The organism is Thalassospiraceae bacterium LMO-SO8 (assembly GCA_031655335.1).
In the GTDB taxonomy this organism is placed as follows: Bacteria; Pseudomonadota; Alphaproteobacteria; order Rhodospirillales; family Casp-alpha2; genus UBA1479.
Genome location: CP134226.1, coordinates 1,179,714 through 1,199,418, shown reverse-complemented (window position 1 = coordinate 1,199,418; position 19,705 = coordinate 1,179,714). Strand labels below are relative to the sequence as shown.

15 protein-coding genes and 1 tRNA gene are annotated in these 19,705 nt (G+C 66.8%); 7 read left to right on the top strand and 9 right to left on the bottom strand.

Annotation, left to right across the window (positions count from 1 at the left end):
* Positions 1 to 43: 43 nt before the first annotated feature.
* The gene (locus RJ527_05750; protein WND77246.1) at positions 44 to 1,237 is read left to right on the top strand and encodes a CaiB/BaiF CoA-transferase family protein; all 1,194 of its coding nucleotides are present in this window, start codon (positions 44 to 46) and stop codon (positions 1,235 to 1,237) included.
* Between the two features lie 80 nt (positions 1,238 to 1,317).
* Here the strand turns inward: RJ527_05750 and gor are convergent, their stop codons facing one another.
* Positions 1,318 to 2,700: a glutathione-disulfide reductase gene (gene gor / locus RJ527_05745; protein ID WND77245.1), complete on the bottom strand. Its 1,383-nt coding sequence runs from the start codon at positions 2,698 to 2,700 to the stop codon at positions 1,318 to 1,320.
* 424 nt (positions 2,701 to 3,124) lie between these two features.
* Here gor and RJ527_05740 point away from each other — a divergent pair, with 424 nt between their 5' ends.
* Entirely contained in the window at positions 3,125 to 4,240 is a 1,116-nt protein-coding gene (locus RJ527_05740; GenBank protein ID WND77244.1) for a porin, read from the top strand.
* 135 nt (positions 4,241 to 4,375) lie between these two features.
* On the opposite strand, the gene glmS is transcribed toward RJ527_05740, so the two are convergent.
* Positions 4,376 to 6,199, bottom strand: coding sequence for a glutamine--fructose-6-phosphate transaminase (isomerizing) (gene glmS / locus RJ527_05735; protein WND77243.1), 1,824 nt, complete (start codon positions 6,197 to 6,199; stop codon positions 4,376 to 4,378).
* 6 nt (positions 6,200 to 6,205) lie between these two features.
* Positions 6,206 to 7,579 carry a bifunctional UDP-N-acetylglucosamine diphosphorylase/glucosamine-1-phosphate N-acetyltransferase GlmU gene (gene glmU / locus RJ527_05730; GenBank protein ID WND77242.1) on the bottom strand — a complete coding sequence of 458 codons (1,374 nt, stop codon included), beginning with the start codon at positions 7,577 to 7,579 and terminating at the stop codon, positions 6,206 to 6,208.
* Between the two features lie 155 nt (positions 7,580 to 7,734).
* Between glmU and gph the strand changes: the two genes are divergently transcribed.
* Positions 7,735 to 8,436 (top strand): phosphoglycolate phosphatase, encoded by a 702-nt coding sequence (gene gph, locus RJ527_05725; protein WND77241.1) that lies wholly within the window; start codon positions 7,735 to 7,737, stop codon positions 8,434 to 8,436.
* Between the two features lie 8 nt (positions 8,437 to 8,444).
* On the opposite strand, the gene RJ527_05720 is transcribed toward gph, so the two are convergent.
* Positions 8,445 to 10,088: a tetratricopeptide repeat protein gene (locus tag RJ527_05720; protein ID WND77240.1), complete on the bottom strand. Its 1,644-nt coding sequence runs from the start codon at positions 10,086 to 10,088 to the stop codon at positions 8,445 to 8,447.
* Positions 10,089 to 10,316: 228 nt separating this feature from the next.
* On the opposite strand from RJ527_05720, the gene RJ527_05715 reads away from it, so the two are divergent.
* Positions 10,317 to 10,391, top strand: a tRNA-Val gene (locus RJ527_05715).
* A 100-nt stretch (positions 10,392 to 10,491) separates the two neighbouring features.
* Here RJ527_05715 and RJ527_05710 read toward each other — a convergent pair.
* Positions 10,492 to 11,316 carry a hypothetical protein gene (locus RJ527_05710; protein WND77239.1) on the bottom strand — a complete coding sequence of 275 codons (825 nt, stop codon included), beginning with the start codon at positions 11,314 to 11,316 and terminating at the stop codon, positions 10,492 to 10,494.
* A gap of 201 nt (positions 11,317 to 11,517) precedes the next feature.
* Here RJ527_05710 and RJ527_05705 point away from each other — a divergent pair, with 201 nt between their 5' ends.
* Positions 11,518 to 12,471, top strand: a complete 954-nt coding sequence (locus RJ527_05705) for a LysR family transcriptional regulator (GenBank protein ID WND77238.1) — start codon at positions 11,518 to 11,520, stop codon at positions 12,469 to 12,471.
* Here RJ527_05705 and RJ527_05700 read toward each other — a convergent pair.
* Complete coding sequence (locus RJ527_05700; protein WND77237.1) at positions 12,468 to 13,586, bottom strand: HlyD family secretion protein; 1,119 nt, start codon at positions 13,584 to 13,586, stop codon at positions 12,468 to 12,470. The two genes, RJ527_05705 and RJ527_05700, sit on opposite strands and share 4 nt — an antisense overlap.
* Positions 13,576 to 14,082 (bottom strand): MarR family transcriptional regulator, encoded by a 507-nt coding sequence (locus RJ527_05695; protein ID WND77236.1) that lies wholly within the window; start codon positions 14,080 to 14,082, stop codon positions 13,576 to 13,578. The genes RJ527_05700 and RJ527_05695 overlap by 11 nt, the downstream gene beginning before the upstream one ends.
* Before the next feature lie 76 nt (positions 14,083 to 14,158).
* Here RJ527_05695 and RJ527_05690 point away from each other — a divergent pair, with 76 nt between their 5' ends.
* Entirely contained in the window at positions 14,159 to 15,703 is a 1,545-nt protein-coding gene (locus RJ527_05690) for a DHA2 family efflux MFS transporter permease subunit (protein WND77235.1), read from the top strand.
* A gap of 48 nt (positions 15,704 to 15,751) precedes the next feature.
* On the opposite strand, the gene RJ527_05685 is transcribed toward RJ527_05690, so the two are convergent.
* On the bottom strand, positions 15,752 to 17,257 hold the full coding sequence (locus RJ527_05685) for an aldehyde dehydrogenase family protein (GenBank protein ID WND77234.1): 1,506 nt from the start codon (positions 17,255 to 17,257) through the stop codon (positions 15,752 to 15,754).
* Between the two features lie 134 nt (positions 17,258 to 17,391).
* Here RJ527_05685 and RJ527_05680 point away from each other — a divergent pair, with 134 nt between their 5' ends.
* Positions 17,392 to 18,828, top strand: a complete 1,437-nt coding sequence (locus tag RJ527_05680; protein ID WND77233.1) for a deoxyribodipyrimidine photo-lyase — start codon at positions 17,392 to 17,394, stop codon at positions 18,826 to 18,828.
* Here RJ527_05680 and RJ527_05675 read toward each other — a convergent pair.
* On the bottom strand, positions 18,825 to 19,703 hold the full coding sequence (locus RJ527_05675) for a 50S ribosomal protein L11 methyltransferase (GenBank protein ID WND78023.1): 879 nt from the start codon (positions 19,701 to 19,703) through the stop codon (positions 18,825 to 18,827). The genes RJ527_05680 and RJ527_05675 overlap by 4 nt on opposite strands.
* Positions 19,704 to 19,705 lie beyond the last annotated feature (2 nt).

Here is a 19,705-nt window from a genome sequence, read left to right as displayed (position 1 = left end):
GGCGATAAAGAACCGGGCCACGCCGCCTTTGGAGAGGAAACACATGGTACATACCGCCGCGTCGACCGCGCTCGACCACATCAAGGTTCTCGACCTGACCCGCGTCCGATCGGGGCCCACCTGCGTCCGTCAGCTCGCGGACTGGGGCGCCGACGTCATCAAGGTCGAATTGCCCGAAAGCATCGAACCCGACGGTACCCTGGGCGCCAAGCGCCACACGGCCGATTTCCAGAACCTGCAGCGCAACAAGCGGTCCCTGACCCTCAACCTCAAGGAAGAGGAAGGGCGCAAGCTGTTCCTCCGCCTGGTCGAGGGCGCCGACGTGGTGATCGAGAACTTCCGCCCCGACGTGAAGGACAAGCTCGGCATCGGCTACGAGGCCCTCAAGGCCGTCAATCCGCGCATCATCCTGGGCTCGATCTCCGGCTTCGGCCAGGACGGCCCCTATGACAAGCGTCCCGGCTTCGATCAGATCGCCCAGGGCATGGGCGGGCTGATGTCGATCACCGGCGAGCCGGGCCGCGGCCCCATGCGCGTCGGCATTCCCATCGCCGACCTGACCGGCGGGCTGTTCTGCGCCATGGGCGTGCTGATCGCGATCATCGAGCGCGAGAAATCCGGCAAGGGCCAGTGGGTGACCTCGTCGCTGTTGCAGGCCATGGCCTTCATGCTCGATTTCCAGGGTGCCCGCTATCTCATGGAGGGCGAGGTGCCCGGCCAGGCCGGCAATGACCATCCGACCTCGATTCCCACGGGCGTGTTCCCGACCAAGGACGGCCATATCAACATCGCCGCCGCAGGGGAACGCATTTGGGCGCGGCTGTGCGACGTGTTGGGCACGCCGGAATGGTGCGAGGACGAGCGCTTCAACGGGCCCGAGAAGCGGTCCAAGAACCGCCATGCCCTGAATGCCCTGATCGCCGAAAAGACCAAGGATCGGACCAGCGCCGATTGGGTCGACGCCTTGAACGAGGCGGGCGTGCCCACGGGCCCGATCTACGACATGGCGGGCATGTTCGCCGACGAACAGGTCAAGCACCTGGGCATCGCGGAGGAATGCGACACGGTCTGCTTCGGCCGCACCAAGATGATGTCGCAGCCGATCCGCATGAGCCGCACCGATTCCAAGCTGGTCGTCCGCCCGCCGGAAAAGGGCGAGCACACGGACGCCATCCTGGGCGATCTGGGGCTCAGCGCCGACGAGATCGCCGACCTCAGGGCGCGCGAAATCATCTGACGCGGGCTTGCCGGAAAGACATACATAACGAAAACCGCCGCCGGGCATTTCGGCGGCGGTTTTTCGTTGCGGGGGGCCGGCTACTCGGCGGCTTCCGCCTCGCGCAGGGGCGTGCGCATGGTCACCCATTCCTCGGCCGCCGTCGGATGGATGCCGATGGTGGCGTCGAAATGCGCCTTGGTCGCGCCGGCCTTGAGCGCGATGCCGAGCGCCTGGGTCATCTCGGCCGCATCCAGGCCGACCATGTGACAGCCCAGAACACGGTCCGTCTTCCTGTCCACGATCATCTTCATCATGGTCCGCTCATCGCGGCCCGATAGGGTGTATTTCATGGGCCGGAAATGGGACTGGAAGATGACCACGTCGTGGTTCCTGCGGGCCTCGTCCTCGGTCAGGCCCACGGTGCCCACGGGCGGGGTCGAGAACACGGCGGTCGGGATATTGGCGTAGTCGACCGTGGTCGGCCTGCCGCCGAACAGGGTATGGGCCACGGCCATGCCTTCGGCCAGGGCCACCGGCGTCAGCTGCACCCGGTCGATGACGTCGCCGAGCGCATAGATGCTGTCGACGCTGGTCTTGAAATGGTCGTCGACCTTGATCGCGCCCTTGGCGGTCAGGGCGACGCCGGCTTCGGCCAGACCCAGGCCCTTGGTGTTGGGGGCGCGGCCGGTGGCGTACATGACGGCGTCGACCTCTAGGATCTCGTCGTCGTTGAGACGCAGGGAATAACCCGATGCCGTCTTCTCGATGGATTGGACGATGGTCTCCTGATGGATGGCGACGCCTTTCTTGACCATTTCCTCGTGCAGGGTGTCGCGCACCGCCGGATCGAACCCGCGCAGGATGTTCTCGGCCCGGATAATGACATGGGTCTCGGCGCCCAAGCCGTTGAAGATGCCCGCGAATTCCACGGCGATATAGCCGCCGCCGACGATCGCGATGCTGCCGGGCAGGCGGTCCAGGTCGAGCGCCTCGTTCGAGGTGATGGCGTGTTCGATGCCGGGAACATTCGGCAGGGACGGCCAGCCGCCAGTGGCGATCAGGATGTACTTGGCCGTGCAGGTCCGGGTGCCGTCGGGGCCGGCGATCTCGACCGTATGGGGGTCGATGACGCGGCCCGTGCCGGTCAACTCATCCACCCCGGCGTCGCGCAACAGGCGGTGATAGACGCCTTCCAGGCGGTCCAACTCCTTGTTCTTGTTGGCGATCAGCCGTGGCCAGTCGAACGCGGGGGGGCCTACATCCCAGCCGTAACCGGCCGCATCCTCGAAATCCTCGGCGAAATGGCCGGCGTAGACGAGAAGCTTCTTTGGCACGCAGCCGCGCATGACGCAGGTGCCGCCGATGCGCAGGTTTTCGACCACGGCGGTCTTCACGCCGTAGGTCGCGGCGGCGAAGCGCGAGGCGCGGACCCCGCCGGAGCCCCCGCCGATGGTGATCAGGTCATAGTCGTATTGCGGCATGGGGCGTCCTTCGGCTTGTGGGTGGATGCGGGATCCGGTATCGGCCCGACGTCCCCCATCTAATCCATGTTCGCCGCCGTGTTCAACCGTACAGCAGGATGCCGAGACACTGTATGCGGTGGTCTCGGGAGGTGATTCGGGGGCTTGTGAGGGGGCGTGACATTTACGCAACGGCAGCCATTCGGTGGCGGCTGAATGCGGGAACGCCTCCACCCAACCGCCTGATTTTCATCAAACCTCAACGATGTGTGGCATTCGCGCAACACTGTTCCAAAAAATCTACAGTCGAGACGGATTTTGCTTTTGAAACAGGGACGAGCCGCTAAACTGCCCTCGTCCTGAACAGGATCGCCAACGCGTGGTCCTACAGTGTTCCAGGGCAAAGTGGATTTGTAAGAGTGAATCTCATCTTAGGAGCAAACGAATGAACCTCAAAAAGACCCTTATGGTTGGTGCCGCCGGCGCTGCGCTTTTCGCGTTCGCCGCCCCGGTTGCCACCACCGCCGAAGCCGGTTCGATCAAGAACGGCAATGCGACCGACCTTACCGTTTACGGCCAGGTCAACCGCAACATGATGTTCTACAACGACGGTGAAGAAACCGGTTACCGCCATCAGGACGGTGATAACGGCTCCACCCGTTTCGGCCTGAAGGCTTCCGGCAAGGTCAACGAATCCGTTTCCGTCGGCGCCCGCCTGGAAGTGGAATTGCAGTCGAACGACCCGGGTTCCATCAGCCAGACGGCTGAAACCGCTGGCGGCGGCTCCTTCTCCGAGCGTCTGGCCAATGTCTATTTCTCCCACAAGCAGTTCGGTAAGCTGACCCTGGGTCAGCAGTCGGAAATCTCCGACGGCATGTCCGACGGCCTGGACCTCGGCTACGCTGCCGGCGCCTTCGCCGGTATGGACACCTCCCTGCTCGTCGGCGGCATGCTGTTCCGCAACGACAACACGGCGGCTGCTCTGTCCACCACCAAGATTCGCAGCGTGTTCACCACCCTTGACGGTGGCCGTCTCGACTCCATCCAGTACGAAACCCCCTCCATGAGCGGTTTCCGTGGTCAGGTCGAACTGCAGCCCGAAGGTGCTTGGGGCGTTGGTGGTCTGTATGACGGCAAGATGGGCGGTCTCCAGGTTCGCGGTCGTGCCTTCTATCAAAACCTCTCGGGTGAAGGCGGCGCGGGTGGCCAATGGCAGTTGGGCGCTTCCGTGAAGCATGACAGCGGTATCTCCCTGACCGGTCTGTACGGCTCGGCCGATCAGGACACCGGCAAGGACCACAAGGTCTATGCCGCCACCGTCGGCTACACGGCGAACATGAACTCGCTGGGTGCCACCGGTGTTGGTGTCCACTTCGAAGGCACCTCTGATCTCGCCGGTGACGGCATCGACGGTCAGGCCTTCGGCTTCGGCGTCAACCAGCAGATCAAAGCTGCCGGCACGAACATCTACGGCAACGTGATGTGGTGGGACGTCGACGGTACGACGACGGCCCTCGACAGCATCGTGACCTTCCTGGTCGGTGCTCAGGTTAAGTTCTAATCGGGCTTAAGGCGGGGCGTTTCGGCGCTCCGCCGCTCGGTTGAGCTTTCAGTAAGGAAACGGCCGTCCTTCGGGACGGCCGTTTTTCTGTGTGCGGATGTCGGCGGCGGCGGGATCGGATCCGTCGCGGCGGCGCTATTCCACGGTCACGCTTTTCGCCAGGTTGCGCGGCTGATCCACATCCGTGCCCTTGATGACCGCGACGTGATAGGCCAGCAGCTGCACCGGGATGGCATAGAGAATGGGTGCCACGAAGGGATCGACGGTGCGCAGGGCGACCGTGGCCTCCGCCCCGTCGGCCAGGGCGGCTGCCCCCGCCTCGTCGGAGATGACGATCACCCGCCCGCCCCGCGCCATGACTTCCTGGACGTTGGACGCCGTCTTTTCGAACAGGGCATCCGTTGGCGCGATGACGATGACCGGCACCTGATCGTCGATCAGCGCGATGGGGCCGTGCTTCATTTCGCCGGCGGCGTAGCCCTCGGCATGGATATAGGAGATTTCCTTCAGCTTCAGCGCCCCTTCGAGGGCGATCGGGTAGCTGGTGCCGCGCCCCAGGTAGAGCACGTCCCGCGCCTCGGCCATGCCTTGGGCGATATCCCGTAGCTGTTCGTCGTGGTTGAGGATTTCCGCCGCCCGCCCGGGCACCTCGGTCAGGGCCGTGGTCAGGCGTGCCTCGGTCCCGGCATCGATGGCGCCGCGCCCGCGCGCGACGGCGATGGCGAGGCAAGCCAAAACGGTCAGCTGCGTGGTGAACGCCTTGGTCGAGGCGACGCCGATTTCGGGCCCGGCATTGGTGTGCAGGACCATGTCCGATTCCCGGGCGATGGCGCTTTCCGGCTGGTTGACGATGGACAGGATCGATTGCCCCGCCTGGCGTGCATAGCGCAGCGCGGCCAGGGTATCGACCGTCTCGCCCGACTGGGAAATGAAGATCGCGGCCCCGTTGTCCGCCATGGGCGGCTCACGGTAGCGGAATTCGGACGCGATATCGACCTCGACCGGAATGCGGGCCAGCTGTTCGAACCAGTACTTGGCCGTGAGGCAAGCGAAATAGGAGGTGCCGCAGGCGACCAGGGTCAGGCGCTCAAGCGCCGCCGGATCGAACGGCAGGCCGGGCATGGTCACCGTGCGTGACGCCGGGTTGATGAAGCTTTGCAGGGTGTCGCCGATGACCTGGGGCTGCTCGTAGATTTCCTTGAGCATGAAGTGCCGGTAACCGCCCTTGCCGATGGCGGCGCCGGACAGTTCGGTCAGGCGCACGGGGCGCTCGACCGGGGCGTCGTCGCCGTCGAACACCTGGGCGCCTGACAGGCTCAACACCACCCAATCGCCGTCTTCCAGATACATGATGCGGTCGGTGAGGGGGGCGAGGGCCAGGGCGTCGGAGCCCAGGAACATCTCGCCCTCGCCGAAGCCGACGGCCAGCGGGCTGCCCCGCCGCGCCCCGATCATCAGGTCATGGTGGCCGGAAAAAATGATGGCCAAGGCAAAGGCGCCGTCGAGCCGCCGCAAGACAGCGGCGGTCGCGTCGGCAGGGGACTTGCCGTCCACGATCTCCTGGGTGATCAGGTGGACGATGACTTCCGTATCCGTGTCGGATGCAAGGTCACAGCCCTTGGCGATCAGCTCGGCCCTGAGGTCCTTGTAATTCTCGATGATGCCGTTATGGACGATGGCGACCCGGTCCGTCGCGTGCGGATGAGCGTTGGCTTCGTTGGGCACGCCATGGGTCGCCCAGCGGGTGTGGCCGATGCCGACCGTGCCGGCGATGGGCTCCGCGTCCAGGCGGGCGGCCAAGTTGCTCAGCTTGCCTTCGGCCCGCCGGCGGTCGATGGCGCCGTTGACCAGGGTCGCGATCCCGGCGGAATCATACCCCCTGTATTCAAGGCGCTTCAGCCCTTCCAGCAGGATGGGTGCGGCCTCGTTCCGGCCGAGGATTCCGATGATGCCGCACATCGCCCGCTAGCCCTCTTTCTTCGCGTCTTGTTTGGCCTTGCGTCCCTTCGCGTTGAAGCGGTCGGCCCAGCCCTTCACTTCCTTCTGCTCGGCCCGGGTCACGGCGAGCGCCCCCGCCGCGACGTTCTTGGAAATCGCGCTGCCGGCACCGACGATGGCCCCGGCACCCACGGTCACGGGGGCGACCAGAGCCGTGTTGGAGCCGATGAAGGCGCCGTCACCGATCACCGTCTGGGACTTCACATGGCCGTCGTAATTGCAGGTGATGGTGCCGGCGCCGATGTTCACACCCGCGCCGACCGTGCTGTCCCCCACATAGGATAGGTGGTTTGCCTTGCTGCCGGCACCCAGGGTCGCGGCCTTGATCTCGACGAAATTTCCGATATGAACGCCGGTGCCCAGATCGGCCCCGGGGCGCAGGCGGGCGAACGGCCCGATCACCGCACCCGTTCCGACCTTGGCTCCCTCGATATAGCAAAATGCCCGAATCTCCACATTGTCGGCGATGGACACATTCGGTCCGAAAAATACGTTGGGCCCGATCACGACGTCCCGGCCGAGCGCGGTGTCCCACGACAGATAGACGGTTTGCGGATCGATCAGGGTGGCGCCGCCCGCCATGGCGCGGGCGCGCAGGCGACGTTGCGCGACGGCCTCGGCTTCGGCCAGGTCGGCGCGGGAATTGACGCCCATGACCTCGTCCGCGTCGCCGATGACAACGGCGGCCGCGGCCCCGTCGGCGCGGGCGATGGCGACGATGTCGGTCAGATAGTATTCGCCCTTGGCGTTGGCGTTGCCGATCCGCTCGAGCCAGCCGAGCGCGCGGGCGCCGTCGATGACCATGACCCCGGAATTGCAGAGCGTGACGGCAAGCTGGTCCGGCGTCGCGTCCTTGGCTTCGACGATGGATGCCAGGGCGCCGTCGCCGTCCCGGATCAGGCGGCCGTAGGGGGTGGGGTCGGTGGGCTCGAAGCCGAGCACGACCACGCCGGGGCGCGCCGGGGACCGGCGGGCCGCCAGCATGGCGCCGAGCGTTTCGGGCGTGATCAGCGGCGTGTCGCCGAACACGACCAAAAGGTCATCGGCGGGATGAGCTTTGATGAAGTCGCGCGCCGCCAGCACCGCATGGGCGGTGCCGAGGCGATCCACCTGCACCGCCGTCGGATGGGGTGCCACGGCCGCGGCGAGACCGTCCATGCCGTCGCCGACGACGACCACGGCCTGCTCGACCGTCGCCGCGTTCAGGGTGGCCAGGACATGGCCGATCATCGGCCGGCCCGCGACAGGGTGCAGCACCTTCGCCAAATCCGATTTCATGCGCGTACCCAGCCCGGCGGCCAGGACCACGGCGGTTGTCGTGAATTTTTCGTCTGCTTGCATGAAAACGCGGGGGCCTTTAAACGGTTCGGGCGGCGGCCATGGGGCCTGATGAAGGGATCCGGTGAAACATCTGGAGGGTCGGGCCGCAAGGTGCCACAGTATCTTGTGTCATCCAAGTCACAGTTTGTTACGGAATTTTGCAATGGAACTATGCAATGCCGGGGGTTAAGGAGCACTTACCCGCCCAATCCCTGCCCAAGGCGGTCGTCTTCGATCTTGACGGCACCCTGGTCGACAGCGTGCCCGACATTCAGGCCGCCTTGAACTGGCTGCTCGCCCGCATGGGCCGCCGCCAGGTGACCCGGGACGAGGTCGCCGGCATGGTCGGCGACGGCGTGCCCAAGCTGGTCGAACGTGGGCTGTTGGCCACGGGCGGCCTGCCGGATGGCGGGCTCGACGGCCCGACGGCCGAGTTCACCACCCATTACGAAGCCAACGCGGCGACCCTGACACAGCCCTTTCCAGGCGCCGTCGCGGCGCTGACGGCGCTGCGCGACGCGGGTTGCGCGCTTGCCGTCTGCACCAACAAGCCGGCGGGGGCGACGGCGGAGATCCTCAACGCCCTCGATCTGGCGCCGTTCTTCGCGGCGGTCGCCGGCGGCGACACGGTGCCCGGCGTGCGTAAGCCCGACCCCCGGCATCTGATGCATGTGCTGGACCAGTTGGGCGCGGCCCCCGGCGACGCGGTCATGGTCGGCGACAGCCATAACGACGTGAACGTGGCCAAGGCCGCCGGCGTGGCCACGGTGGCGGTCACCTTCGGCTACGCCCATGGTCCCGTCGAGGAATTGGGCGCCGACGTGCTGATCGATCATTTCGATGAACTGGTGCCGGCGTTGGAACGGCTGGCCGGTTAGCTCGGCCCTCAGCCTCCGGCGGGGCAGAGGTCGAAGGCGATGGATATGCGCTTTTCGTCGCTCGACGTGACCGGGATGGTCTGGTGCCCGAAGTAGGACGGGAACAGGACCATCATCCCCTCCTCGGGCCGCACCAGATGCACCGCCGGTTCGCGCCGGTCACCGATCAGGTGAAAGGCGCGGCCGAATTCGATCCAGCCCTCGATGTTGTTGGTGCGCCCCTTGGCCGCGTCCTTCATGGACGCCGGCAGGGCCGGATAGTACACGCCCGACAGCCAGGCCGGCGGGTGGAAATGCACCAGCTGGCGGCCTTCGCGGTCATACACCGTGCCCCAGCAGTTGACATCGAAGGCCCGGGGCGTGGCGGCCAGGAAGGGATGGTCCGGGTCCTTCGGATGGGCGGCCATGAAATCTCCGGCCATGGCCAGGATCATCTTCTTCAACTCCAGGGCCGGGCCGTGTTCCGTGCCGTCGAACAGTTCCAGCGTGCCGCGGCCGTGCTCGACGGAGCGGTTGACCCGGGAATAGGTCAGGCTGGGATGGTTCAGAAGGTAGGCCACTAGGTCCTTGTTGAAGGACGCCATGGAATGATAGCCGGCGGGCGCCGTATGGACCCGGGTCGTGATCAGGCTGAAGTCGAGCAGCTTGGCGGCCTCGTCCGCGCGGCCCAGGTCGTTCAGCGCCGCCGACTTCATGGCCAGGGACGGCGTTGGGAAGGAGCCCGCGGCAAGCGCCCGGTCGGCGGCGGCTAGGGCGCGCTCCGCCTCACCCGCGCGCATCCACACGAAGGCCATCTGGCCGTGCAGGTCGATCGCCTCGGGATGGGCCTTGAGGAACCGCTCGGCAAGAGCCGATGCCTCCGTCGCCCGCCCCTCGGCGCCGTAGGCATAGATCAGCTCACCCACCGATTGGCCGTCGTCCGGGTTCAGCGCCACCGCGCGTTCCAGGGGGGCGATGGCCTTGGCGTAATCTGCCGAGCGCCCGTGCAGCAGGCCGATGTTGGCGAAGGCGCGCTGGTGATTCGGGTTCATCTCGGCGGCGCGGGTGAACAGGGCGATGGCGTCGCCGTATTTGCGGGCGTTCATATGGACGGTGCCCAGGTTGAAATAATCCTCAGGGTCGCGGCTGCCCAGCTCGATCGCCGTCTCGTAGGCCGCCCTGGCGCTCTCGCCGTCGCCCATCAACTGATACGCAATGCCGAGCGAGCCGTAGACCGGCGGCGCCTCCGGCGCCAGTTCGGCGGCCCGGCCCAGGTCCTCCGCCCCGCCGGCGGGATCGCCCAGCATGATCCGCGTGCGGCCCAGCTCGAAGGCCAGGTTGGCATCGCCGGGGTTTTGGGCCAGCGCGTCGCTCAACACCCGCAGGGCGCCATCGCCGTCGCCGGTCTCCAGCAGCATCTTCGACAACGTCACGGCGCAGGGGGCAAAGCCCGGATGAGCGGCCAGAGCCCGGCGCAGCAGGGTAATTGCCTGCATCGTCTTGCCCTGGTTGTGGCGCACCAACCCCAGGCAATAGAGCGCTTCCCCGTGGTCGGGCACGGCCTTCAGCACGTCTTCCGCATCCTTGCCCGCGCGCGTCAGGTTGCCGGCGCGGAACGCCTGGCCGGCGCGCGTCATCAGGCGAGCGATGTCGTCTGCGGTCTTCGGTTTCAAGCGGCCTCTCCTGGGTCGGCGGACGGAAATCGGGGTGCCGGCGGCGCGGCAAAGACTGCCACAGCCACCCATCCGCGTCCATGTTGGCCGGCCGGGGCGCCCAGGACCTTGATCTGGCGCAATCCGGGCGGAGGCAGGCCCAGCTTGACAGGCCCAGCTTGACAGGCTTGGGGGCCGCCCCTTATATGATCGCGCCTTGCCACCGGGGAATGACCGGCGATGCAGCAAGGGCGCGTAGCTCAGCGGGAGAGCACTGCCTTCACACGGCAGGGGTCGCTGGTTCAATCCCAGTCGCGCCCACCATTTCCACTGTCGCCGAATCGGCGGCCCGAAAAAAGCGCCCCTCTTGAGGGGCGCTTTCGGTTTTGGCGGGGTGAGCGGTGGGTGGGCCGGGCCGGGCCGGTCAGGGCCGCCCGTAAAACCTCTTCACCGTGTCTTGGGCGACCTGTTGCAGGAACGCCGCCGTGTCCTTGTCGACCTTGCCGAAGTAATCGTAGCCGTTGCCCACGGGCGACTGGCCGTAGACGCTGGCGAACACCACGCAGGCGGCGAGGTAGGTGCCCTCCAGGCTGGGGTGGGAGCCGTCGTAGCTTTGGTGCAGCTTGAGGTCAGGGCGCCGCTTGTAGGCTTCCTCGAACGCCAGGCCGACGGGGATGACCAGCGCGCCGACCGTGTTGCCCGTCTCCACATACAGCTTCTCGATCGCCCGGATCATCTCGGGGTCGTACTTCTTGTGCGCCTTGGTATAGGCATGGGTCATGTAGAGCGCCGTCTCGCCGCCCGCCGCCTGAATCTTCTTGGCGAAGTCGGCGACGGTCGCGGCGAATTTCGGCGCATGGCCCTTTTTCGTCGCGGCGGCGCTGAAGCCCTGCAGGACGACGAGCTGGAACGGATCCTTCACCCGCAGCTTGCCCGGCTCCAGATAGCCGTCGATGTTGTGGTCGAACAGCATGGCGCCGCTGATGGTGGCGGATTTGTACTTCAGCGTCTTCATGTCCGACAGGCCCGAGGCCGCGACCATGCGCCGCACGTGGTTGTGCAGGCTGTCGTTGTAATAGAGGTAGCTGTTGCCGACGAACAGCACCCGTTCGGGTTTCGCGGTCTTCAGCGCCTTGACCGCCGGCTGCGGGGCCTCGGCCCGGGCGGGGCCGCCCGTGGCCGGCAGGGCCAGGGCCAGAACGAAGGCGGCGAGCAGGGGGACGCGCAGGGCGCGGGTGAAGGAAAGCATCGGTGTCTCCTCAGTCTTGGATGTGTGTTTCTTGGATGTGTGTTCCCATGGGCCTTGGGCCCTTATGCCGCCACTGTGATCCCTTGCATCGGTAAAGAAAATTCGAAATCAAGCAACGATTCATCAGGAAATTGCATGAGTTGGTCGATCAGCCCATAGTTCCGGGCGTTTGCACGACGTCAACGGATCGGACGCCCGGCCATGAACTTCAAATCCCTCCGCGCCTTTCGCCTGGTGGTGTCCCAGGGCTCCCTGGCCGCCGCCGCCGAAGCCATGAACCTGAGCCAGCCCGCCGTCAGCCGCCTGATCGCTTTGCTGGAGGACGAAACGCGGCTGACCCTGTTCGACCGCTCGCGGCGGCGGCTGACCCTGTCGGAGGCGGGCGAGGCCTTCCACCGGGAAACCCGCCACATCCTCGACGGCATCGACGAGCTGCCGCATATCGCCGCCAACGTGCGCGCCGGGGCCAACCGGCCGTTCCGCCTGGTCACCGGGCCGCGCGTCGGCACGGCCCTGGTCGCGCCGGCGCTGGCCATGATGCGGCGGGAAAACCCCGGCGTGAAATGCGTGGTCGACGTGCTGTCGCGGTTCGAGCTGGAAAACCGTTCCGGCATCGCGCGCTATGACCTGGGCATCGCGTCGCTGCCCGTCACCCACGCCCTGCTGCACATCGAAAACCGGCCGATCTGCCGGGCCCGCATGGAGGCGGTGATGGCGGCGGATCATCCGCTCGCCGGCAAGGCGGCGATCACCGCGGGCGACCTCGTGGGCCAGCCGATCATCGGCATGCTGCCGGGCCTGTTCGGGCGCCAGCAGGCGGACGAGTTTTTCCGCGCCGACGGCATCGTGCCGTCCTATGCGGTGGAAACCACGTCGTCGCTGATGGCCTGTCAGATGGCGCGCGACGGTGCCGGCATCGCCCTTCTGGACCGGCTTTCGGTGCAGGCGATGGACCCGTCGGGCATGGCCGTGCGGCCGCTCGACCCGCCGCACTGGCTGTCCTACGGCTATATCCACCACAAGGGCCAGGTGTTGAGCGCCGAGGCGCGGACCTTCCTGGAGTGCCTGCGCCGCTATATCGACGGGTTCCGGGCCACGGACGCGGCCGCCGCCGAGGCGGTCGTCCCGCAGTGGGACGGCGGCCTGGAAGCCTAGTTCTTGCCGCGTGCCCAGGCCGGGAAGATGCCCAAAAGGTCGGCGACGGAGCGTTCGCGGCCCGTGTCGATCTTGGCCGTGGCGGTCATCCCGGCGCGCAGCGGCGGCGCGTCGGCATGGGGCAGCAGGCGGAGCCGCACCGGCAGGCGTTGCACCACCTTGACCCAGTTGCCCGACGCGTTCTGCGGCGGCAGGATCGCGAATTCGGCACCCGTCGCGGGGGAAATGCTTTCGACCTCGGCCTGCCAGGTCACGTCGGGGTAGATATCCAGGACCACCGTCGCCTTCTGCCCCGGGCGCACATGGGTCAACTCGGTCTCCTTGAAGTTGGCGTCGACCCAGGGCGGCGTGTCCGTGACGATGGCGAACAGGGGTTCGGACGCGGTGATCTGTTCGCCCGCGACCAGGGGCACGGTCACCACGACGCCGCTGGCGGGGGCCGTGACGGTGGTGCGCGCGAGGTCGAGATTGGCCTGGTCGAGGGCGGCCTGCTTGGTCCGCACCAGGGGATGGGCGTCGACCGGCTGCTCCGGGTCGCTGCCCAGCGATGCCTGGATGCGCTGAATCTTCTGGCGCGCCAGGACGACGCGGTCGTCGGCGGCGTTGGCGTCGTTTTCCATTTCGTCGAACCGGGCGTGCGACGTGACGCCGCGTTTGACCAGTTGCCGTTCGCGTTCCAGCCGCTTGCGGAAATAGACCGCGCGGTCCGTGGCGTCGCGCAGCTCGACCCGGGCCTCCTTCAGGGTCGCGGCCAGGGTTTCGACCTCGCGGCGGGCGGCGTCCAGTTCGGCCTGGGCGCGGGCCTGGGCCAGCTTGAAGGGTTCGGGGTCGATGCGCACCAGCACGTCGCCTTGCGTGACCTGCATATGGGCCTTGGCGCGGACTTCGATGGCGCGGCCGGATATTTCGGCCGCCAGCTTGGCGATGTCGGTCTTCACATAGGCGTTTTCCGTCGCCACGTAACGCGCGCCCAGCAGCCAGTAGCCGACGGCGAGGATCACGGCCAGCAGCGGCACCACGCCCAGCAGCAGCAGGCGCATGCGCTTCGCCTTCTTCGCCGCCCGTTTCAGGTCTTCATGCCCGTTCAGGGTGATGGGGGTCTGCTCATTCGGCATTTATTTTCTCGAGTTCCGTCGATTGGATGGTGTCGTTGTCGCTGGCCATTTCCTGCAGCCGCTGCTTCACGTTCAACAAAAGGTCGGTCAGGGTTTCGCGTTCCCGGCGGCTGAGGCCGGACAGTTCCTCCTCGACCATGGCCTCGGCGATGGGGCTGACCTCGCCGTGGATGCGCCGTCCCAGGTCGGTCATGTAGATGCGCTTGATGCGCCGGTCGGTGTCGTCGGGGCGGCGCTCCAGCCAGCCGAACTCCTCCAGCTTGTCGATCAGGCGTCCGGCCGACGCCTTTTCGACCTCCAGCAGTTCGGCCAGTTCCGACTGGCTGACGCCCGGCTGGTCGCCGACCCGGCGCAGCGCCAGCCATTGCGTGCGGGTGAAGCCCATCTTGCGCACACGGCGGTCGAACACCGTGCGTTGCAGGCGCGCGGCCTCCACGATCAGGAAGGCAAGGTAGCGGCCTTCGGACAGGGCGCCCTGCGTGTCGATTTTGGCCATGTAAGGAATTTCCCTTGCGAAATTAGTAAGTATTCTTACTATTGCAGCCCTTACTGTCAACAGGATTACCAATTCCGTGCCCATCGACAACGCGGTCGGCGCCCTGCAATCCCGGCCGGAACTCACTCCGGCGCGGCGTTGGGTGATTCTCGCGGTCATCGTTTTAAGCGTCACCCTCTACTCGACCTCGATCCTCATCGTGGCGGCGGTGCTGCCGCAGCTTCAGGGCACCATGTCGGCGACGCCCGACGAAATCTCCTGGGCCATGACCTTCAATATCCTGGCCACGGCGGTGGCGACGCCGCTGACGGGCTGGCTGGCCGGGCGTTTCGGGCGGCGCAACCTGCTGGTCGTCAGCCTGGCCGTGTTCGGCGTCGCCACCTATTTCTGCGGCGCGGCCAATTCCCTTGAGGCGCTGATTTTCTGGCGTATCGTCCAGGGCGCCGGTGGTGCCCCTCTGTCGCCCATGGGCCAGACGGTGGTTCTCGACATCTTTCCCAAACACCAGCACGGCATGGTCATCGGCCTGTACGGTGTCGGCGTCGTCATGGGGGCCTTCGTCGGGCCGATGATCGGCGGCGTGATGGCGGAGACCTATACCTGGCGCTATGCCTTCTACATCCTGGTGCCGGTGGCGATCGGCGCGTCGTTCGCGGTGTTCTTCGCTCTGCCGCGCATGCGCCGTCAGGTGCAGATCAAGCTGGAATGGACCGGCTTCATCCTGATCTCCCTCGCCATCGCCTGTCTTCAGCTGGCGCTGTCCCGTGGCCAGCGGCTCGACTGGTTCCAGTCCCCGGAAATCGTCATCGAGGTCTTCGTCGCCGTCGTCGCCTTCTACATGTTCGTCGCCCACAGCCTGACCCACGCCAAGCCGTTCCTCGACCTGCGCCTGTTGCTCAACCGCAATTACGCCATCGGTCTCGTGTTGGTGACGATCTACGGCATGCTGAACTTCACGCCGATGGTCGTTCTGCCCGGATTGATGCGCCAACACATGGACCTGCCGGACTCCCTGATCGGCTACGTCGTCGGCTCGCGCGGGATCGGCGCCATGGTGGGGTTTTTCGTGGCCGGCATCGTCGGCCAGCGGTTTCCCAGACGCACCATCATCGCGGGCTTCCTCGCCCAGGTCGCGGTCGGGCTGTGGCTGATGACGGCCAACCTGAACACCACGCCCTTCGAATTCGCGCTCAACGGCGTGTTGCAGGGGTTCGCCGGCGGGGTCATCTGGGTGCCGTTGACGGTGCTGACGTTTTCGACCGTGGACCCCAAGGACCTGGACGAAACGACCTCGGTCTATCACCTGCTGCGCAACATCGGCTCCAGCTTCTTCATCTCGATGACGGTGACCGAGATCGTGCGCTCCAGCCAACGCAATTACGAATACCTGACCGAACACATCACCGACTTCAACCCGGTGCTGAAACTGCCCTGGGTGATGGGCGGGTGGGAGATGGAGACGGTCGAGGGCCTGGCGCGCCTGTCGCGCGAAATGGGTCATCAGGCGGCCCTGATCAGCTATCTCAACGGCTTCGGCATGTTCGCCGTCGCCTCGGCCGCGGCGATCCCGTTGATCCTGCTGGTGGGCGACGTGGCGAAGAAGAAAGCCCGGAACACCTGACCCGGGATCAGACACGATCCCGGGCCTTGGCCACCCGGCGCCGCCCGGTCAGCGGCCCGAAGGGGTGTCCAGGTTCACGGTCACGTTCTTGCGCTGGGTGAAGCTTTCCAGCATGCCTTCCAGGGAAAACTCCCGGCCCAGGCCGCTTTGCTTATAGCCGCCGTAGGAATGACCCGGCACCTGGCCGCCGCCCTGGTTGACCTGGACCCAGCCGCTTTCGATGGCATGGGCCGTGCGCAGGCCCTGGCCGATGTCGTGGGTCCAGACATAGGCGGCGAGGCCGTAGTGGCTGTCGTTGGCCATGCGGATGACTTCGTCCGTGTCGGTCCAGCGGATCGCCACCAGGACCGGGCCGAAGATTTCCTCGCGCGCCAGGCGCCAGTCGTTGGAGGCATCGGCGAACAGGGTCGGCACGGCGAAGTAGCCCTCGCTGAGCGGACCCGTTTCCGGCGGCAGGCCGCCCATGACCAGGCGCGCGTCATCGCGCTTGAGGCCTTCCTCGACATAGCCGCAGACCCGGCGGAACTGCTTTTCGTTGATGATCGTGCCGACGTCGGTGGCTTCGTCCAGCGGATCGCCGAGCTTCAGGGTCGACGTTTTCTTGGCCAGCTTGTCGAGGAACGAATCGAAGATGTCCGCATGCAGAAACAGGCGCGATCCCGCCGTGCAGGATTGGCTCTGCCGGGTGAAGCGCATGGCGGCGATGATGCCGTCGACCACCCAGTCCTCGTCCGCGTCGGGGAACACGATGGACGGGCTCTTGCCGCCCAGTTCCAGCGACACGGGCACGATCCTCTCCGCCGCCGCGCGCATCATGATCTTGCCGACCTCGGTCGATCCGGTGAACGACAGCTTGGCGATGGCCGGATGATTGGCGAGCGGCCCGCCGCATTCGGCGCCGTAGCCGGTCAGCACGTTGAGCACGCCTTCGGGCAGGAATTCCTGACAGATGTCGGCCATCATCAGCACGCCCAAGGGCGCGTCCTCGGCGGCTTTCAGAACCACCGTGTTGCCGGACACCAGCCCGGCCGCGATCTTCAGGGCGCCCAGCAGGACCGGCGCGTTCCACGGAATGACCGCGCCGACCACGCCGAGCGGCTCGCGCCGGGTGTAGCTCAGCACGTTTTCGCCCAAGGGAATGGTCTCGCCCTTCAACTCGCTGCCCAGGCCGCCGTAATAGCGGAAGATGTCGGCCGACACCTTGGCCTCGGGCCGGGCCTGGGTGCGCAGGGCGTTGCCGGTCTCCAGGGCGATGGTGCGGGCCATTTCCTCGGCCCGGGCGTCCATGGCGTCGGCGATGCGCAGCAATGCCCGGCCGCGTTCGCGCGGGTTGGTGCGGGCCCAGGCGGGGAACGCCTGGGCGGCGGCGGCGACGGCCTTGTCCACGTCTTCGGCCCCGCCCCGCGGCACCTCGGCGACCTGGGTCCGGTTGGCCGGGTTTTCCACGGCGATGGCAGCACCCGAGACGGCCTCGACCCAGCGCCCCCCGATCAGCATGCCTTTCGGCGCATAGAAGTCCTGGGGGTTGATGGTGTTCTGCAAGGCGGTCGTCATGGTCGTCTCCTGTGTATGCGATGCGGCCGCCCAAGGCGGCCTGTGTTTGGCAAACGGTATACCATAGGGGCGGGTCGCCGCCACCCGCTTGGGGTATAGTTTGCATCCCGACCCGTATTCGGAGCTTGCCCGCCATGTCCACGCCCTCTCCCGTCATCGTTTGGTTCCGCCGCGACCTGCGCCTGGCCGACAATCCGGCCCTGGCCCGCGCGGCGGCGACGGGGCGGCCGGTGGTGCCGGTCTTCATCCTGGACGAAGACACGCCCGGCCTGCGCCCGCCGGGCGGGGCGTCGCGCTGGTGGCTGCATCATTCCCTGGCGGCCCTGACCGATGATCTGGCGGCGTTGGGATCGCGCCTGATCCTGCGCCGGGGGGCGGCGGGTGCCGTGCTGGACACCCTGATCACGGAGACGGGGGCCGATGGGGTCCTGTGGAACCGCTGTTACGACAAGGGATCGACCGCCCGCGACACGGAGATCAAGGCGGCCCTGCGGGCCCGGGGCATCGGGGCCGAAAGCTTCAACGGCGCGCTTTTGGCCGAACCCTGGGAAATCACGACCAAGGCCGGCGGCGGCTACAAGGTCTACACTCGGTTCTGGCAGGCCTGCCGCGCCGCCGGCGACCCGCCGCCGCCGATGGCGGCACCGGACTCCTTAGCGGCACCGCAAGTCTGGCCGGCGAGCGACGGTCTGGCGGCCTGGGGCCTGACGCCCCGCTCCCCCGATTGGGCGGCCGGTTTCTTCGATCATTGGGCGCCGGGGGCCCAAGGGGCCGAGGACCGCCTGGGCCGGTTTCTCAATGGCACCGTCGCGGGCTATGCGGCAAAGCGTGATTTTCCCGGTGTGGCGGCGACCTCGGGTCTGTCCGCGCATCTGGCCTGGGGCGACATCGGCCCGCGCCAGGTTTGGGCCGCCGCCGTAAAGGCGGCCCCGCTCGGCCAGGGCCGGGAGACGTTCCTGAAGGAACTGGTGTGGCGGGAATTCGCCCATCATGTCCTGTACCATTTCCCGGATTTGGCCGAACGGCCCATGGACGGCAAGTTCGAGACCTTCCCCTGGATGCCCGACGATACCTTGCTCGCCGCCTGGCGGCGCGGACAAACCGGCTATCCCATCGTCGACGCGGGCATGCGCGAGCTTTGGGCCACGGGCACCATGCACAACCGCGTGCGCATGGTCGCGGCCTCGTTCCTGGTCAAGCACCTGTTGCAGCCCTGGCAGGCGGGGGAGGCTTGGTTCTGGGACACGCTGCTGGATGCCGATCCCGCGTCCAACCCGTTCAACTGGCAATGGGTCGCGGGCTGTGGCGCCGACGCCGCCCCCTATTTCCGCATCTTCAATCCGATCCTGCAGGGGGAGAAGTTCGACGGCGCCGGCGATTACGTGCGCCGCTGGGTCCCGGAAATCGCGGCCCTGCCCAAGAAATACATCCATGCCCCCTGGACGGCGCCCATGGATGTCCTGGCCGATGCCGGGGTGGCGTTGGGCCGCGACTATCCCGCGCCCGTCGTCGACCACAAGGGGGCGCGGGACCGGGCGCTGGCGGCGTTCAAGTCGCTGAAGCGCGGCTAGAGGGGTTTCCGCATCACCAGGGTCCGCCAGCCGTTGATGGTCATGTGGCGGATGAGGCGCAGGCCCTGGCGGTGGTGGGCGGTGATGACCAGTTGCGCGTCGCGCACCACCAGGCCCGACAGCACGCAGACCCCGCCGGGGGCAAGGTGGCGGGCGAGGTCGCGGGATAGCCGGCGGATCGGCCGGGCCAGGATGTTTTCCACGATCAGGCCGTAAGGGGCCGCCTGGCGCACGATGGGGGCGTTGTATCCGGGGGCGGTGACGGCGGTGACCAGATGGCCGACGCCGTTGCGGTCCGCGTTCAGGGTGGTGACCCGCGCGGCCTCGGCGTCGATGTCCGTGGCGACCACGGGCACGTTCCACAGCTTGGCCGCGGCGATGCCCAGGATGCCGGACCCGCAGCCCATGTCGAGCACGCGGCCCGGGCGGTGTTTGCGCGCCAGGTCGCCGATACAGGCGAGGCAGCCGGCGGTCGAGCCGTGTTCGCCCGAGCCGAAGGCCGTGCCGGCATCCAGCAGCAGGGGAATCTGCCCGCCCGGCACCGGCCCGTCGTAGTGAGATCCGTGGATGAAGAAACGGCCGACGGTGAGCGGCGGGAATTCGAAGATGTTTTCCGTCAGCCAGTCCCGGGGCGGGATCAGGTCGATGACCGGCACGGGGGCATCGCCGCCCGGAAAGGCGGCGTTCAAGGCCGCCTTGAGGCGGACGCGGTCCGGCTCGTCCACGGCGATGCCCTCGACCCGCCAGGGGCCGCCGTCCTCGTCCCCGAAGGACGAGACGCTTTCGCACAGCGGCTCCAGGCAGGCCTCGAGGAACGGCACCTCGGCCGCCGTCGTGTGGAATGAAATGGACCATAGGAAGCGTTGCGCCGACATGG